We start from the raw sequence: 15,104 nt of genomic DNA, 5'->3' as shown, positions 1-15,104 counted from the left end.
GGCCGACACCCCCGCGCCGCACACGACGACGGCGGCGCACCGGTCCGGTGCGCCGCCGTCGGGGGTGGCGGGGGTGTGGCTCAGAGTGCCCGGGCCACGAGCATCTTCATGATCTCGTTGGTGCCGCCGTAGATCTTCTGCACGCGGGCGCCCGTGAACGCCCGGGCGATCGGGTACTCCTCCATGTACCCGTACCCGCCGAAGAGCTGCAGGCAGCGGTCGACCACCTTGTTCTGCATGTCGCTGGCGAAGAACTTCACCATGGAGGCGTCTGCGGCGGTCAGCGTGCCGTCCACGTGGGCGACGATGCACTGGTCCACGAGGGTCCGGGTCGCCAGCGTGTCCGCGACGCACTCCGCCAGGACGAACTGCGTGTTCTGGAAGGACATCAGCGGTTCGCCGAACGCGTGACGCTCCTTGGTGTACCGGATGGTCTCGCGCACGGCGGCCTCGCACACGCCCGCGGCCAGCACCGCCAGGGTGAGCCGTTCCTGAGGCAGCTGGGCCATGAGCTGCACGAAGCCCTGGCCCTCGTCCGGGCCGAGCAGGTGGGACACGGGGACCCGCATGTCCGAGAAGGAGAGTTCGCGGGTGTCCTGGCCGTGCTGACCGATCTTCTTCAGGACCCGGCCGCGCTCGAAGCCCTCGAGGCCGTCCGTCTCCGCGACGATCAGGGACAGACCGCGGCCACCGGGCTCGTCTCCCGTCCGCGCCACGATGAGCAGCAGGCCGCAGTGCGTGGCGTTCGAGATGAAGGTCTTGGAACCGTTGATCACGTAGTGGTCCCCGTCGCGGGTGGCGCGCGTGCGGACCGCCTGCAGATCCGACCCGGTGTTGGGCTCGGTCATGGCGATCGCCCCGACCAGCTCTCCCGAGGCCAGCCCGGGCAACCACCGCTGCTTCTGCTCCTCGGTGCCGTACGCCAGGATGTAGTGCGCGACGATCGGGGAGTGGATGCTGAATCCCCACGCGTCGTCGAAGCAGCGACCCTGTTCGGTGAGGATCGCGGCCTCGAGCGCGAAGGTGCCGCCGGCCCCGCCGTACTCCTCCGGCAGGGAGGGACACAGCAGGCCGGCCTCTCCGGCCTTGGTCCACAGGTCGCGGTCCACCCCGTGCTGCTCGGCCCAACGCTCCTCGTGGGGGACGACCTCGCGGGCCAGGAAGTCGCGGCAGTGCTCGAGCAGGGCCTCCGCGTCCTCCGTCAGCCAGGGGGATCGGTACGAATCCAGGATCATGGTGTTCTCCTCGGTGTCTCAGTGTGTCGGTGTCGGTCAGCGGGAACCGAAGACGGGGCGCCGCTTCTGCGCAAATGCGCTCATCCCTTCGGCGGCGTCGTCGGAGGCCAGCGCCTCCAGGAAGGCCCGGCGCTCGTGGGCCAGGCCGTCGGTCAACGACAGGTCCTGGGCGCGGCGGGCACAGCCGACGGCGAGGCGGACCGCGCCTGGCGCGTTGTCCGCGGCGCGCCGGGCGATGTCGACCGCACGGGCGACGACGTCCTCGTCCGCCGCGACCTCGGCGACCAGGCCCGCGGACTCGGCCCACGCAGCGTCGACCGACTCACCGGTCATGAGCATCCGCGTGGCCTTGGCCTTGCCGATCGCGTGGACGAGCCGCTGTGTGCCGCCGGCGCCGGGGATGACGCCGAGCCGGACCTCGGGCAGTCCGAAGGACGCGGACTCCCCGGCGACGACGAGGTCGCAGGCCAGGGCCAGCTCGCAGCCACCGCCGAGGGCGAGTCCGCGCACCGCGGCGATCACCGGCTGGGGGCTCGCGGCGAGCAGGTCGAACAGCCGGTCGAGGTAGACCTCGGCGTCCGGGTCGGCGGTGAGGGCCTCGCGGAGGGCGAGCACCTCCGGGATGTGTGCACCGGCACAGAACGCGCGGTCGGAGCCGGTGATCACAACGGCGCGCACCTCCGGGTCCTGCTGGGCGTGCTCGAGGGCATCGGCGAGGCCGGCCACGAGCGCCGACCCCAACGCGTTCAGGGCCCGGTCGTCCTGCAGGTGGATCACGGTGACGGGGCCGATGCGCTCGGTCCGGATGATGTCGCGGGTCATGCTCGGCCGCCTTCCTCGACGTCGCCGGCCCCGCCGCCGGGGCGGGCGGCCTCCGACGCGTCCGCATAGAGGTCCGTGTGCCGGCCGCGGATCGTCTTCTTGTCGATCTTCCCGACACTGGTGCGGGGGAGCTCCGTGACCACGTCCACGCGCTCCGGGAGCTGCCACGAGGCGAACGCCCCGCTCAGGTGCTCGTGGACCTCGGCGAGCGTGATCGTCGCTCCAGGACGAAGCATCACCTGTACGTATGGGCGCTCCTGCCACTTGGGGTGGGGCAGCCCGACGACCGCGGCTTCCGTGATGGCCGGATGGCTCGTCAGCAGGTTCTCCATGTCGATCGACGAGATCCACTCGCCGCCGGACTTGATGACGTCCTTGAGGCGATCGGTGACCTTGAGGTAGCCGTCCGAGTCGACGGTGCCGACGTCGCCGCTGCGCCAGTAGCCGTCGAGGAACCGGCCCTCGGCGTCGGCCTCGCTCATGCCGTGGTACCCCGTCGTGACCCACGGCCCGCGCACGCAGATCTCCCCCTGGCTGACGCCGTCGAAGGGCAGGTTTTCATCACCCGGCCCGACGATCCGCAGGTCCACGTTGGTCAACGGCAGGCCCTGCTTGCGTTTGAGGTCCATCAGGGCGGGCTCGTCGAGGCGGGCGAGCACACCCGGCTTGTAGCGGTTCACCGTGACCAGGGGAGTGGTCTCGGTGGCGCCGTAGGCATGGACCACCTCCGCGCCCGTGAGGTCGCGGAATCCCCGCATGAGCGACAACGACGGCTCGGTCGCCCCGGAGATCATGCGCAGCCGGCTCAGGTCCGGCTTCTCGTCCAGGGTCTCGATGTAGGCGAGCATCGGCTGGAAGATGGCGGGGGCGCCGCTGGTGATCGTCACCTCTTCGGCGATGAGGGCGTCGGTCAGGGGGGCGGTGTCCTCCGCCATGTAGCGGCCGGGGAGGACGATCTTGTTCGCCATCAGGGTGGCGGCCTGCGGGAGGCCCCAGGCCTGGCCGTGGAACATGGGGGTGATGATCATGGTGGCGTCCCGGAGCGTCATGCCGATCGAGGCGGCCAGGGCATACGAGTGCAGCACGATCGCGCGGTGCGAGTAGAACACCCCCTTCGGCCGGCCGGTCGTGCCGGTGGTGTAGCACGCGCCGTAGGCGGAGGTCTCCTCGACCTCCGGCCAGTCGACGTCCGGGGAGGCCGAGGCCAGGAGGTCCTCGTAGTGCCGCACGCCCGGCAGCGTCGTCTCGATCTCGGACAGGGGGCGGTCCGTCATCACCACCCACGTGGTCACCTCCGGCAGACGCGGGGCGATGACCTCGGCGTGGCGCAGCAGGGACTCGTCCACGAACACCGTGGTGCACCCGCTGTCCGTGAGGACGTGGACGAGGTCTTCGGGTGCGAGGCGGAGATTCACCTGGACCATCGTCGCGCCGATGCCGGGGATCGCCCAGTAGAGCTCGTAGTGTCGCCGACTGTTCCAGTCGATGACGCCCACGCGGTCGCCGGGGCTGACGCCGAGGCCGGTCATGGCGTTCGCGGCGCGGCGGATCCGTTCGTAGGCCTCGGCGTACGTGTAGCGGTCCCACCCCCCGTCCGGGGTGCGATAGACGATCTCCTGGTCGCCGTGGGTCCGGGCGGCGTGTCGGATGAGGGTGGTGGTGTTCAGCTGGACGTCGTCCCCCGAGGTCGAGGGGTATCCGGTGACGCGGCGGCGGGGCGCGGTGCTCATGGTTCCTCCAGAAGTGGTCAGGATCAGCGGGGCGCCATGCGGATGGCGCCGTCGAGGCGGATGGTCTCGCCGTTGAGCATCTGGTTCTCCACGATGTGGGTGACCAGATGCGCGTATTCGGCCGGATCGCCGAGGCGGGAGGGATAGGGCACCTGCTCCCCGAGGGAGGCACGGGCCTTCTCCGGCAGCTGGTGCATCATCGGCGTGAGGAAGAGTCCGGGCGCGATCGTGTTCACGCGGATTCCGTAGGCTGCGAGCTCACGGGCGATCGGCAGCGTCATCGCCACCACGCCCCCCTTCGACGCTGAGTACCCGGCCTGGCCCACCTGTCCCTCGTAGGCGGCCACGGAGGCCGTGTTGACGATGACGCCGCGGCCGCCATCGTCGTCCGGCTCGTTCTCGGCCATCGCCGCGGCCGCGAGGCGGATGATGTTGAAGGTGCCGATGAGGTTCACCCCGACGATCCGTTCGAAGTCCGCCAGCGGCTGGGGGCCGTCGCGGGAGATCACCTTGGCGGCCGAGCCGATGCCGGCGCAGTTCACGACGCCGGACAGCGGCCCCGGCTGGCGGGTCGCCTCCGCCACGGCGTGCGCGACCTGGACGGCGTCGGTGACGTCTGCCTCGACGAAGACGGCGCCCTCGGGCGCGGTTCCGGCGCGGTCGGCCACCACCACGTGCCCGCCGCGGTCGAGCAGCGCGCGGGTCGTGGCCTCGCCGAGGCCGGACGCGCCGCCGGTGACGAGGAAGGTGCGGTCCTTGATCTGCATGTGATGCTCCTGGTTCTGGTCCTGGGAGGGTTCCGTTGGTCGGGGCGCTCAGAGGCGCTCGAGGATGGTGGCGTTGGCCATGCCGCCGCCCTCGCAGACCGTCAGCAGCCCGTACCGGGCCTGACGGCGGTGGAGCTCGTCGGTGAGCTGAGTGAGCAGCCGGGCGCCGGTCGAGCCGAGCGGGTGGCCGATCGCGATGGAGCCGCCGTTCACGTTGAGCTGGTCCTCCGGGTAGCCGAACTCGTCCATGAAGATCAGGGGGACGGGGGCGAACGCCTCGTTCACCTCGACGAGGTCGATGTCCGTGATGTCCAGTCCGGCCTGGTCCAGGGCGCGGCGGGCCGCGGCGAGGATCGCTGTGAACTGGAGCACCGGGTCGTCCGCCGCCACCGCCATGCTGACGATGCGGGCCTTGGGGCGCAGCCCGGCGGCCTCGGCGGCGCCGCGTTCGGCAACGAGGAGGGCGGCGGCGCCGTCGCTGAGCTGGGAGGAGTTCCCCGCCGTGATGGCGCCGTCGGGCGAGAACACGGGGGCGAGCGCGGCCACCTTCTGCGGATCGACGTCCGCACGGATGCCTTCGTCGGCGGTGAGTGCCACGGTGTCGCCATTGCGGTCGAGCCCGTCGATCGGCACGAGGGAATCCGTGAAGCGGCCTTCCCGGGTGGCTTCGGCGGCGCGGCGGTGGCTCTGGACGCTGTAGGCGTCGAGCCGTTCGCGCGTGAGGCCCCACTTCTCCACGATGAGCTCCGCGGACGGCCCCTGGGCGGGGAGGTTACCTTCGAAACGGGCCAGGGAACGCGTGCCGTACCACTCGCCGCGGGGGCCGCCCGGGGCGAAGAGCGGGCCGAGGTCCACCCGGGACATGGACTCCACGCCGCAGCCGATCGCCCAGTCGTATTCGCCGGACCGGACGCCCTGGGCGGCGAAGTGCACGGCCTGTTGGCCGGAGCCGCACTGGCGGTCGATCGTGGTGCCGGGCAGGCCGATCGGCAGGCCGGCGCCGAGCAGCGCGTTGCGGGCCACGTTGCCCGCCTGCTCGCCGCGCTGGAGCGCGCAGCCGGCGATCAGGTCGTCCAGGGCGTCGGCGTCGGCCCCGGAATGGCGGACGAGGTGGTCGAGCGTGTGCGCGAGCAGGTCCAGGGGATGCCAGTCGCGCAGGGCGCCGCCGCGGCGGCCCACGGGGGTGCGGACGGCGTCGACGATCACGGCGTCTCGGCTGGAAGGGGCGGTGCTCATGGGTTCTCCTTCACGGGTGAGGTCTGGTGGGACGGAGGGGCCCGGCTCAGGCGGGGTCGCCGGGCTCGGTGAGGTCGGCCCGCAGGCGGTGCTTGAGGATCTTCCCGGAGAGGTTGCGGGGGATCTCGCGCACCACCAGCTCGTGCGGGAGCTTGTAGTGCGAGAGGCGGCCTTCGCCGTAGTCCCGCAGCGCCTCGAGGGACACGGTCGCGCCGGGCATCGGGGCGACGACGGCGACGATGCTCTCCCCGTAGTCGGGATGGGGGCGTCCGATGATCGCCAGTTCGGCGACGCCCGGGCAGCCGGCCAACGAGTTCTCCACCTCGGCGGAGTACACGTTGCGCCCGCCCGTGATGATGAGGTCCTTGAGGCGGTCGACCACGGTGAGGAAGCCCTCCTCGTCGACCCGGGTGAGGTCGCCCGTGTGGACCCAGCCGTCGACGACCGTGACCGCCGTGGCCTCGGGGTTCCGCCAATACCCCTTCATCATGGTCTCGCCCCGCATGATCATCTCGCCGACCTCCCCAGGGCCGACGTCGCGGCCGTCCGCGTCGACGACGCGCACCTCCGTGTTGGGCATGGCCATGCGCCCGCTCGTGTGTGGCTTCGCCATGACCTCCTCATGGGTGAGCAAGATCCCGCCCGGACCGCCCTCGGTCTGGCCGCACGCCTGGATGATGTGGACGTGAGGCAGCGCGGCCACGAGCGCCTCGGCCGTGCTCGCCGGCATCGGGGCGGCGCCGTAGAGGATGCCGCGCAGGTGGGACAGATCGCTGGCGGCCATCCTCGGGCTGCGCAGCATGTAGGCGAGCATCGTGGGGACGCCGAAGAAGATGGTGGCCCTCTCCCGCTCGAGCGTCGCGATGACCTCGTCGGGGTCGAAGGCCGGGAGCAGGACGTGGGTGGCGCCCAGCATCACGCCGCTGAACAGCAGGAGGTTGAGGGCGGCGGAGTGGTACAGCGGCGCCACGTGCACCATCGTCTCGCCGACCCGCATGCCCAGGCCCATGATCATGTTCTGGCCCACCCACAGCACGCGGTGGTGGTCGAAGAGGGCGCCCTTCGGCCGTCCCGTCGTGCCGGAGGTGTAGATGATGAGGGCGTCGTCGTCCTCGGCCAGGTCCGGATGGGCGACGGCTCCTTCAGGCCGGCCGTCGGCCGCGGCGAGGACGTCGTCGAAGCCGTCGAGAGCGCCGAGCGCGAGGAGCTGGGCCGGCCCCGAGTCCGCTGCGGCCAGGGCCTGGACACCCTCGCCGACGGTCGGGTCGACGAGGAGCATCCGCGCCTCGGTGTCGGCGAGGAAGTGCTCGAGTTCAGGACGCGCGGAGCGCGGGTTGACGGGGGCGACGATCGCACCCGCCCGCAACGCTCCGTAGAGGCCGATCACGAATTCGGGGGTGTTGCCGGCCACGAGGACGACGCGGTCGCCCGGGCGCAGTCCTCGGGAGATGAGTTCACCGGCGAGCCGGTCCACGGTCGCATCGAGGTCGGCATAGGTGAGCGAGGAATCGCCCCATTTCAGGGCGGGGTGCTGGGGGACGCGGCGGGCCGTGGTGGCGAGGACGCTGGGGAGGGTGGCCATGATGTGCTCCTGAGGACGGACGGCGGGGTCAGCGAGGGGGACGGACGACGGCGAGCGGCAGGTCGAGCTCGTTAGCGATCCGCTCCCACTCGGCTCCGGGACGGGTGAGGATCGTGCGGGCGATCTCGTCCCGGGTCGAGCCGATGTGCTCCGCCAGGCGGGCGGCGAAATGGGGCTCGACCGCGGCGACGGCCACATGGCCGTCGGCGCTGGCGTAGAGGGAATAGGTGGGCAGGTCTCCGCCGAGCGGGCCGCCCGGGCCGAGCAGGCCCCGCCGCACCGGGGCCGCGGCGGCCCTGGCGGCGTCCTCGAGCGTCACGCGGACGCGGGTGGCCGGGCCCCCGTGGTCTCGGCTGCGCAGCGCGGCGAGCGCGGCGGAGACGGCCCGCTCCCCGCCGAGCAGGTCGGCCACGGGCACGAGCGGCATCCGGGGGGCGTCGAGGGTGCCGGCGGCGGCCTGGTAGGTCAGGTCGTGGCCCGGCAGGTCGGCGTCGTCACCGTCGTGTCCCACGACCTCCAGGAACACGGCTCCCGCGGCATGCGCCGAGGCAGGTAGGCCGAGACGGTCGGCCGCGGACGGGCGCAGCGAGCTGAGCAGCAGGTCAGCGCCCTCCAGGAGGGTCGCGAGGTGGTCCTGCCCGGGACCGGTCTTCAGGTCCAGGGTCAGGACGCGCTGGCCGGCGATGAGTTCGGCGTACCACTGCGGGGCAGCGGCGGCGAGCGGATCGCCCGTCGGCGGTTCGATCTTCACGACCTCGGCTCCGAATTCGGCGAGCCGGGCCGCTGCGAGGGGGCCGGGCAGGTTCACGGCCACGGAGACGACGCGGATCCCGGCCAGGGGCCGCTCGCCCACGGATGTGGCGGGGCCGGACGTCGTCTGATCGATGGGCTGCACGGGTGCCCTCCTCTCGGTCCACTGGGATGTGATCTGCATCGCATCGGGGCGATGTTGTACGAATGTATAGTCGACTGTGCGAATGTGCAATGGCAGGATGAGATCCGCCGTCATCACCGACGGGCGGCAGCCCCCGGCCTCGCGGGGCTCGAGAGAGGAGCAACGGTGACGATCGACGCACGGAACGGTCCCGGAGGGGCGGGGATGGACGCCCCGGCATCGGACCTCACGGGCAAGGCCCGCATCCGACACGCCGCCCTCCGGCTCTTCGCGCATCACGGCGTCGAGGGGACCTCGATGCGTGCCATCGCCGAGGAGGCGTCCGTGACCGTCGGCCTGATCACGCATCACTACGGCTCCAAGGCCGGGCTGCATCGGGAGGTGGACGCCGCGGTCGCCGACGATTTCGCGGCCGCGATCGCGTCCGTCCCCGCGGAGGGGACGGCTCGAGACGTGACCCTCCGTCGGGACGCCGCGGTGGCTGAGATGCTCCGGGCCCGTCCCGACGTCCTCGAGTACGTCCGGCGCCATGTGCTGCTGGGCGAGCCGGCCGCCGACTCCCAGCTCGTGGAGAAGCTCACGGCGCTCGCCCGCGAGCAGGTGCGCCAGCTGCGTGCCGCGGGGCTCATCAGCGGCCGGCGGGACGAGGTGCCGCAGGTGGTGTCGATGATCATGCGCATGCTCGGCGAGCTCTTCTTCGAGCCGCTGGTGGACCGGATCGTCGACGCGGTCGACCGCGACGCCGCCCGGCCGGCGGTGGTCGTCCGTGTCCAGGCGGCGGAAGACGAAACAGCGAGAGGAGGCCGGGCATGACGGCCCAGGCGACAGACGGGCGGCACGCAGAGGACTTCACTGTGGGCGAGGAATGCGACCTCGGCACGTACGAGGTGACGGAGCAGGAGGTCATCGCGTTCGCATCCCACTGGGACCCGCAGGACATCCACATCGACCCCGGGCACGCCGAGACGGGGGGCCGCTACGGAGGCCTGATCGCCAGCGGCCTCCACACCCTGGCGATCCTCCAGCGCCTCCAGGTGCTGGGACGCCGCGAGCACTGGAACGTGATCGCCGGGCAGGGCATCGACCGCCTGCGGTTCCGGCGGCCGGTGCGCCCGGGGGACGTCCTCTCCGGACACAGCCGCGTCATCGACGTGCGTCTGGAGCCAGAGTGGCGCCGCGGACTCGTGGTGTTCGACGTGCGCGCCCTCAACCAGGAGGGCAAGGAGGTGCTGACCATGGAGATGGCGGCCTACCTCGAGATGCGGTCCGAGGCCCCGGCCGGGAGGCGGGCATGACCGGCACCAGGGTGGCCACCGAACGTCACGACACCGCCCTCGTCCTGACCCTGGACGGCCCGGATCGGCTCAACGCCGTCACGCCGACCGCCATGGAGGCGCTGCACACCGCGCTGGGGGAGGCCGGTCGGGACCCGGCGATCCGCGCCGTCATCCTCACCGGCCGAGGACGGGCCTTCTGCGCGGGAGCCGATCTCCGGGACGACCTCGATCCGGAGGCGGCGATGCGCGCGGCCAACCGTGTCGTCGAGACGATCCGGGCGGTGGACGTGCCGGTCATCGCGGCCGTCAACGGTCCGGCCGTGGGCTACGGCGCGGCCTTGGCGGCCGCCGCCGACCTCGCGGTCGCCGCCGACGACGCGTACCTCCTGCTGCCGTTCACGGGCATCGGCCTGGTGCCGGACGGCGGCAGCTCCGTCACCATCGCGCGGGCCGTCGGCCGGGCGCTGGCCGCGGAGATGGCCCTGACGGGGCGGCGCCTCGGGGCGGAGGAGGCTCGGGCCGCGGGGCTGTTCTCCCGCGTGGTCCCCGGGCCGGACCTCGCCGGCGTCGCCCACGCCCTCGCCGACGCGGTGGCCGAGCGTCCCCGCCGTGCGGTCGCGCTGGCCAAGGCCGCCCTCAACGCGGCCGACGCGGAGGTCGTGGGGCGCGCGCTCGAGCGTGAGGCGCGGGACCAGGTGGAGCTGATCCGCTCGGCCGAGTTCGCGCAGCGGTCCGCCGCCTTCCGGCGCTGACGACACCCCGCGCCGCACACGACGACGGCGGCGCACCGGTCCGGTGCGCCGCCGTCGGGGGCGGCGGGTCAGTTCAGGCCGAGCGCTGCCCGGACCACGCCGAGCCCGAAGTACGCGACGAACGCGAGTGCCACGAACCACAGCAGCGGGTGCACCTCGCGGCCGCGGCCCTGGCCCGTGCGGATCACCGCGTAGGCCACCACGCCGGCGCCGATGCCGTTGACGATCGAGTAGGTGAACGGCATGAGGATGAACGTGAGGAACGCGGGGAAGGCTGCGCCCGGGTCGGACCAGTCGATCTGCACCACGTGCTGGCACATCATGAACCCGACCACCACGAGCGCGGGGGCCACGGCCTCGAACGGCACGAGGTGGATGAGCGGGGAGAGGAACACGGCCGCGAGGAAGAACAGGCCGGTGAACACGGAGGCCAGGCCGGTCCGGGCGCCCTCGCCGATGCCGGTGCCGGACTCCACGAAGATCTGGTGCGCCGAGCCGGAGGCGCCACCGCCCACCGTGACCGCGAGCGCGTCCGCGGCGAGCACCCGGTTCAGGTCGGGGATGGAGCCGTCCGGGTTCACGGTGCCGGCCTCGCGGGCCAGGCCCACGGAGACGCCCATCGCGTCGAAGAACACGGAGAGCAGGATCGCGAACACGAGCAGGGAGGCCATCAGCCCGCCCACGGAGGTGAAGGCGCCGAACAGGTCCACGCTGCCGAGCAGGTGCAGGTCCGGGGCGGTCCACTCGGGCAGGGAGGGGGCGATCAGGGACCAGCCGGTGGGCACGGCGTTCCCGTCGGCGTCCACGGAGGGGCCGATGTGGAACACGGCCTCCAGCACGTTGGCGAGGATCGTCGCCGCGACGATGCCGATCAGGATGGCGCCGCGCACCTTGCGGATCACGAGGACCGCGGTCAGCAGCAGCCCGACGACGAAGACCAGCACGGGCCAGCCCTCGAGCTCGCCGCCCGTGCCCAGGCCCACCGGGACCGTGGTGTCGGCGGCGTCCGGCAGCCGCCGCACGAACCCGGCGTTGACGAGGCCGATCAGTGCGATGAACAGGCCGATGCCCACCACGATGCCGGACTTCAGCGCCTCCGGGACCGCGTCGAACACGGCACGGCGGAAGCCGGTCACCACGAGCAGCAGCATCACGAGACCGGCGAGGGTGACGAGGCCCATCAGCTGGGGCCAGGTGAGCCCCGGCGTCGTGGCGATGGTGATGGAGACGAACGCGGAGACGCCCAGGCCCGCGGCCACCGCGAACGGGTGCCGCGCCCACACGCCCATGACGATGGTCATGACGCCCGCCACGAGCGCGGTGACGGCGGCCACGGCGGGGATGCCCAGGGTGTTCCCGGCCGAGTCGGGCCCGGACAGGATCAGCGGGTTCAGCACCACGATGTAGCTCATCGCCAGGAACGTGGCGAGGCCGCCGCGGAACTCCTGGCCCACCGACGAGCCGCGCTCGGTGATGCGGAAGTACCGGTCCAGGGCGCCGCGGGCAGCGGCGGGGGACGGGGCGGGCGAGGGCGGTGGAGAGGCGGTGCGGGAGGCCATGGCACCAGCGTAGTGACCCGGTCCCACGATGATCGCGCGCGTGCCGTCCCGCTACGCTCGCGGGCATGCGTCCCCGCTCCGCCTCCGCCGCCCGCACCCGGGAGGCGCTGCGCGACGCCGTGCAGATCTACGCCCCCTCCACCGTCTACGCCGTCGGCCTGGGCGCCATGACGCCCGCGCTCGCGGTGGCGGCGCTGGCCCTCGGCCTGGACGCGGCGCGGGCGGCTGCCGTCGTGCTGCTGGTGGGGCTCGGCTCGCTCGTGGCCAACGGGCCGGCCTCGGCGCTCGCGGCCCGGGCGGGGGAGCGGGTCACCATGGTCGTCTCCGCCGTGCTCGGCACGGCCGGCGCGGGCCTGGCCTGGGCGACGACGGCCGGGGTGTCCTCCGGGCCGTCGGCGGCGGGGGTGGCCGAGCCGGGGCGGCTGGCGCTGTTCCTGGCCGCGGTGCTCACCGTGGGCATGGCCGGGGCCGGGTTCAACCTGGCCCGGCAGGCGTACCTGGCGGTGGCGGTGCCGGCCACGCACCGGGCCCGCGCGATGTCCACGCTCGGCGGGACCGTGCGGATCGGGACGTTCCTGGGCCCGTTCCTGGGCGCCGCCGCGCAGGCCCCGCTCGGGCTGGACGGCGCGTTCGCCGCGGCCGCCGCGGCCATGGCCGTCGGCGCCCTGCTGTGCCTGCGGATCCGGGATCTGCCGGTGCCGGCGTCCGATCCGGTGGCGGGGGAGGAGCCCGGCCCGGCCGGTCGACCCCGGCTGCTGGACGTGGCGCGCGCCCGGCGCGGGGCGTTGCTCACGGCCGGCTTCGGTGTCGTGGCCGTCTCCGCCGCCCGCGCGGCGCGCAACGCCGTCATCCCGCTGTGGGCCACGCACCTGGGCCTGGACGCGGCGACGGCGTCGCTCGTCTTCGGCCTGGCCGGCGCGGCGGACCTGCTGCTCTTCTACCCCTCGGGCCGGCTCATGGACCGCTTCGGCCGGCGCGCTGTGGCGGTGCCGTGCCTGACCCTGCTGGGGGCGGGGTTCCTGGCGATCAGCCTCACCCGGGAGCCGACGGCGTTCGCGGCGGCGGCGGTGCTGCTGGGCATCGGCAACGGCTTCGGCGCGGGGATCGTGATGACCCTCGGGGCGGACCACTCGCCGCCGAACGCGCGCGCCCAGTTCCTCGGCCTGTGGCGCTCGATGTCCGACGCGGGGATGCTGGCCGGGCCGCTGCTGCTGTCCGGGGTGACCGCCGCGGCCGGGCTGGCCGTCGGCGTCGGCTCCCTCGCGGTCGTCTGCGGTGTCGGAGCGGTCGTGTTCGCCGCGGTGCTGCCGCGCGGGCCGGGGGCCGTGGCGGACCCGCCGGCCGTCGTCGTGCGCCCCCGCTGACCGGGGCGCCGGACCGTCGGCTCAGTCGGCGGTCTCGTCCGGGGGGATGGTCTGCCCGGAGGCCTGGTCGTCGAAGACCATGTACGTCTGCGTGTCGACGACGCTCGGCAGGGTCTGCAGTTCGTCGAAGATCACACGGCGCAGGTCGGCGGTGTCCCGCGCGCGGACCAGCAGGATCACGTCCATGTTCCCGCCCACGAGGGAGACGTGGGAGACCTCGGGGATGGCCAGGAGCGTGGCGCGCAGCTCTCGCCAGTCGTGCTGACGCAGCTTCATGGTCACGTGGGCGGAGGCCCCGAAGCCGACCTTGACGGGGTCGACCCGCACGGTGAAGCCTGTGATCACGCCCGCGTCCTGCAGGCGGTTCAGGCGCGAGTAGCAGTGCGCGCGGGAGATGTGCACGCGCTCGGCCAGGGCCGCGACGGACATCCGCCCGTCCTGCGTCAGTTCGCGGACGATCGCGCGGTCCACGCGGTCCAGCGGCTCGGCGGCCATGGCTCCTCCTGGGGCGGGCGGACGGGTCGGCCACGCGGCGGCGGACCGTCTACGTGGCACGAGTCACCATAGCAGTTCGTCTGATGGAGTGCCTGGTTTGCATTCGATTGTCTCGTGATCCCGGGCGGGCGAGCGACACATTGACCCTCTTGGGCACACTGAAGGCCACAGATCGAGAGGACCCGCCATGAGTGACCCCACCCCCGCCGTGCCCGGGGCCGCCCGGACCGACGAGGCCGAGACCCGCCCGAACGCCGGCGCCGCCTTCGGCATCTCCCTCGAGGAGTACCTGCTCCCCGCCGCCCGCCGCATCCAGCTGATCGGCGAGGACGGCACGCTGCTGGCCCCGGAGGAGCAGGGCACCGAGCCCGGCCACGAGTATCCCCTGCCCTCCGACGAGGAGCTGCTGGCCGCCTACCGCCACCTCGTCATCGGCCGCCGCGTCAACGACCAGGCCTACGCCCTGGTGCGCCAGGGCCGCATGGCCGTCTATCCGTCCTCGCACGGCCAGGAGGCCTCCGAGGTCGCCGCCGCCGTCTGCCTGGGCGAGCACGACTGGCTGTTCCCGACCTACCGCGACACCGTGGCCGTGATCGCCCGCGGCGTCCCGCCGCTCGAGGTGATGGTGGCCTACCAGGGCACCTGGCATCAGGGCTACGACCCCCAGAAGCACCACGTCTCCATCCAGTCCACGCCCCTGACCACCCAGATGCTGCACGCCGTCGGGATGGCTAAGGCCGCCCGCCTGCGCGGCGAGGAGGTCGTGTGCCTGGCCATGGTCGGCGACGGCGGCACCTCCGAGGGCGACTTCCACGAGGCGCTGAACTTCGCGGCCGTGTTCAAGCTGCCGGTGATCTTCTTCGTGCAGAACAACAAGTTCGCCATCTCCGTGCCGTTCGCCAAGCAGTCGGCCGCCCCGTCCCTGGCCCACAAGGCCGTGGGCTACGGCCTGGCCGGCGAGCGCGTGGACGGCAACGACCTCGGCGCCCTGCTGGCCGTGCTGGGCCGCGCCGTGGAGCTGTGCCGGCAGGGACAGGGCCCCTTCCTCGTGGAGGCGGACACCTACCGCATGCAGGCGCACACCAACACGGACGACCCCTCGCGCTACCGCGACGACGCCGAGGTGAAGGAGTGGGAGGCGCGCGACCCGCTGCGCCGCATGACCGCCTACCTCGAGTCCACCGGCGCCCTCACCGAGGAGGTCTCGGCCCAGATCACCCGCGACGCGGAGGACGTCGCGCAGCAGCTGCGCGACGCCATGAACGCCGAGACGGAGCTCGATCCGCTCGAGCTGTTCGACCACGTCTACTCCGTGCAGACCCCGCAGCTCGCCGCCCAGCGCGCGCAGCTGGCCGAGGAGCTGTCCCGTTCCGAGAACCAGGAGGCCTGA

General features: G+C 72.7%; 14 protein-coding genes. 5 read left to right on the top strand and 9 right to left on the bottom strand.

Annotation, left to right across the window (positions count from 1 at the left end):
* Nucleotides 1-80: 80 nt before the first annotated feature.
* From AC0VX2_RS09175 to AC0VX2_RS09145, 7 genes are read right to left on the bottom strand one after another with little or no spacing between them, the layout of a single operon-like run.
* Nucleotides 81-1,235: an acyl-CoA dehydrogenase family protein gene (locus tag AC0VX2_RS09175; RefSeq protein ID WP_063189975.1), complete on the bottom strand. Its 1,155-nt coding sequence runs from the start codon at nucleotides 1,233-1,235 to the stop codon at nucleotides 81-83.
* 36 nt (nucleotides 1,236-1,271) lie between these two features.
* The gene (locus tag AC0VX2_RS09170; protein ID WP_063189977.1) at nucleotides 1,272-2,057 is read right to left on the bottom strand and encodes an enoyl-CoA hydratase/isomerase family protein; all 786 of its coding nucleotides are present in this window, start codon (nucleotides 2,055-2,057) and stop codon (nucleotides 1,272-1,274) included.
* Nucleotides 2,054-3,787 (bottom strand): long-chain-fatty-acid--CoA ligase, encoded by a 1,734-nt coding sequence (locus tag AC0VX2_RS09165; RefSeq protein WP_063189979.1) that lies wholly within the window; start codon nucleotides 3,785-3,787, stop codon nucleotides 2,054-2,056. The genes AC0VX2_RS09170 and AC0VX2_RS09165 overlap by 4 nt, the downstream gene beginning before the upstream one ends.
* A 23-nt stretch (nucleotides 3,788-3,810) precedes the next feature.
* Entirely contained in the window at nucleotides 3,811-4,554 is a 744-nt protein-coding gene (locus AC0VX2_RS09160) for a 3-hydroxyacyl-CoA dehydrogenase (RefSeq protein WP_069941758.1), read from the bottom strand.
* A gap of 48 nt (nucleotides 4,555-4,602) precedes the next feature.
* On the bottom strand, nucleotides 4,603-5,790 hold the full coding sequence (locus AC0VX2_RS09155) for a thiolase family protein (RefSeq protein WP_475432575.1): 1,188 nt from the start codon (nucleotides 5,788-5,790) through the stop codon (nucleotides 4,603-4,605).
* Between the two features lie 46 nt (nucleotides 5,791-5,836).
* The gene (locus AC0VX2_RS09150) at nucleotides 5,837-7,372 is read right to left on the bottom strand and encodes a class I adenylate-forming enzyme family protein (protein ID WP_069941760.1); all 1,536 of its coding nucleotides are present in this window, start codon (nucleotides 7,370-7,372) and stop codon (nucleotides 5,837-5,839) included.
* Between the two features lie 28 nt (nucleotides 7,373-7,400).
* Nucleotides 7,401-8,267, bottom strand: coding sequence for a CoA transferase (locus AC0VX2_RS09145; RefSeq protein WP_236601291.1), 867 nt, complete (start codon nucleotides 8,265-8,267; stop codon nucleotides 7,401-7,403).
* A gap of 204 nt (nucleotides 8,268-8,471) precedes the next feature.
* Between AC0VX2_RS09145 and AC0VX2_RS09140 the strand changes: the two genes are divergently transcribed.
* From AC0VX2_RS09140 to AC0VX2_RS09130, 3 genes are read left to right on the top strand one after another with little or no spacing between them, the layout of a single operon-like run.
* Nucleotides 8,472-9,080, top strand: a complete 609-nt coding sequence (locus AC0VX2_RS09140; RefSeq protein WP_063189986.1) for a TetR/AcrR family transcriptional regulator — start codon at nucleotides 8,472-8,474, stop codon at nucleotides 9,078-9,080.
* Nucleotides 9,077-9,562 carry a MaoC/PaaZ C-terminal domain-containing protein gene (locus AC0VX2_RS09135; RefSeq protein WP_069941761.1) on the top strand — a complete coding sequence of 162 codons (486 nt, stop codon included), beginning with the start codon at nucleotides 9,077-9,079 and terminating at the stop codon, nucleotides 9,560-9,562. Before AC0VX2_RS09140 ends, AC0VX2_RS09135 begins: the two co-directional genes overlap by 4 nt.
* On the top strand, nucleotides 9,559-10,296 hold the full coding sequence (locus AC0VX2_RS09130; RefSeq protein WP_069941762.1) for an enoyl-CoA hydratase-related protein: 738 nt from the start codon (nucleotides 9,559-9,561) through the stop codon (nucleotides 10,294-10,296). Before AC0VX2_RS09135 ends, AC0VX2_RS09130 begins: the two co-directional genes overlap by 4 nt.
* A gap of 68 nt (nucleotides 10,297-10,364) precedes the next feature.
* Here AC0VX2_RS09130 and AC0VX2_RS09125 read toward each other — a convergent pair whose 3' ends face one another.
* Nucleotides 10,365-11,855, bottom strand: coding sequence for an NCS2 family permease (locus AC0VX2_RS09125; RefSeq protein WP_049147937.1), 1,491 nt, complete (start codon nucleotides 11,853-11,855; stop codon nucleotides 10,365-10,367).
* A 65-nt stretch (nucleotides 11,856-11,920) separates the two neighbouring features.
* On the opposite strand from AC0VX2_RS09125, the gene AC0VX2_RS09120 reads away from it, so the two are divergent.
* Nucleotides 11,921-13,219 carry an MFS transporter gene (locus AC0VX2_RS09120; protein WP_101965866.1) on the top strand — a complete coding sequence of 433 codons (1,299 nt, stop codon included), beginning with the start codon at nucleotides 11,921-11,923 and terminating at the stop codon, nucleotides 13,217-13,219.
* A gap of 21 nt (nucleotides 13,220-13,240) precedes the next feature.
* Here the strand turns inward: AC0VX2_RS09120 and AC0VX2_RS09115 are convergent, their stop codons facing one another.
* On the bottom strand, nucleotides 13,241-13,714 hold the full coding sequence (locus AC0VX2_RS09115) for an Lrp/AsnC family transcriptional regulator (RefSeq protein WP_036316705.1): 474 nt from the start codon (nucleotides 13,712-13,714) through the stop codon (nucleotides 13,241-13,243).
* A 187-nt stretch (nucleotides 13,715-13,901) separates the two neighbouring features.
* Here AC0VX2_RS09115 and AC0VX2_RS09110 point away from each other — a divergent pair, with 187 nt between their 5' ends.
* Nucleotides 13,902-15,104 (top strand): thiamine pyrophosphate-dependent enzyme, encoded by a 1,203-nt coding sequence (locus tag AC0VX2_RS09110; RefSeq protein WP_113913816.1) that lies wholly within the window; start codon nucleotides 13,902-13,904, stop codon nucleotides 15,102-15,104.

It is taken from the genome of Micrococcus sp. iso_239, assembly GCF_056173395.1.
Note: the sequence above shows the minus strand (reverse complement) of the source record. Positions and strands in the feature narration are given on the sequence as shown.

Bases quoted from the DNA above. Each gene is read 5' to 3' on its own strand.
- AC0VX2_RS09135 (WP_069941761.1), top strand. From the start codon at position 9,077: ATGACGGCCCAGGCGACAGACGGGCGGCACGCAGAGGACTTCACTGTG.
- AC0VX2_RS09110 (WP_113913816.1), top strand. From the start codon at position 13,902: ATGAGTGACCCCACCCCCGCCGTGCCCGGGGCCGCCCGGACCGACGAG.
- AC0VX2_RS09140 (WP_063189986.1), top strand. From the start codon at position 8,472: ATGGACGCCCCGGCATCGGACCTCACGGGCAAGGCCCGCATCCGACAC.
- AC0VX2_RS09160 (WP_069941758.1), bottom strand. From the start codon at position 4,554: ATGCAGATCAAGGACCGCACCTTCCTCGTCACCGGCGGCGCGTCCGGC.
- AC0VX2_RS09150 (WP_069941760.1), bottom strand. From the start codon at position 7,372: ATGGCCACCCTCCCCAGCGTCCTCGCCACCACGGCCCGCCGCGTCCCC.
- AC0VX2_RS09155 (WP_475432575.1), bottom strand. From the start codon at position 5,790: ATGAGCACCGCCCCTTCCAGCCGAGACGCCGTGATCGTCGACGCCGTC.
- AC0VX2_RS09115 (WP_036316705.1), bottom strand. From the start codon at position 13,714: ATGGCCGCCGAGCCGCTGGACCGCGTGGACCGCGCGATCGTCCGCGAA.
- AC0VX2_RS09170 (WP_063189977.1), bottom strand. From the start codon at position 2,057: ATGACCCGCGACATCATCCGGACCGAGCGCATCGGCCCCGTCACCGTG.
- AC0VX2_RS09120 (WP_101965866.1), top strand. From the start codon at position 11,921: ATGCGTCCCCGCTCCGCCTCCGCCGCCCGCACCCGGGAGGCGCTGCGC.
- AC0VX2_RS09175 (WP_063189975.1), bottom strand. From the start codon at position 1,235: ATGATCCTGGATTCGTACCGATCCCCCTGGCTGACGGAGGACGCGGAG.
- AC0VX2_RS09130 (WP_069941762.1), top strand. From the start codon at position 9,559: ATGACCGGCACCAGGGTGGCCACCGAACGTCACGACACCGCCCTCGTC.
- AC0VX2_RS09165 (WP_063189979.1), bottom strand. From the start codon at position 3,787: ATGAGCACCGCGCCCCGCCGCCGCGTCACCGGATACCCCTCGACCTCG.
- AC0VX2_RS09125 (WP_049147937.1), bottom strand. From the start codon at position 11,855: ATGGCCTCCCGCACCGCCTCTCCACCGCCCTCGCCCGCCCCGTCCCCC.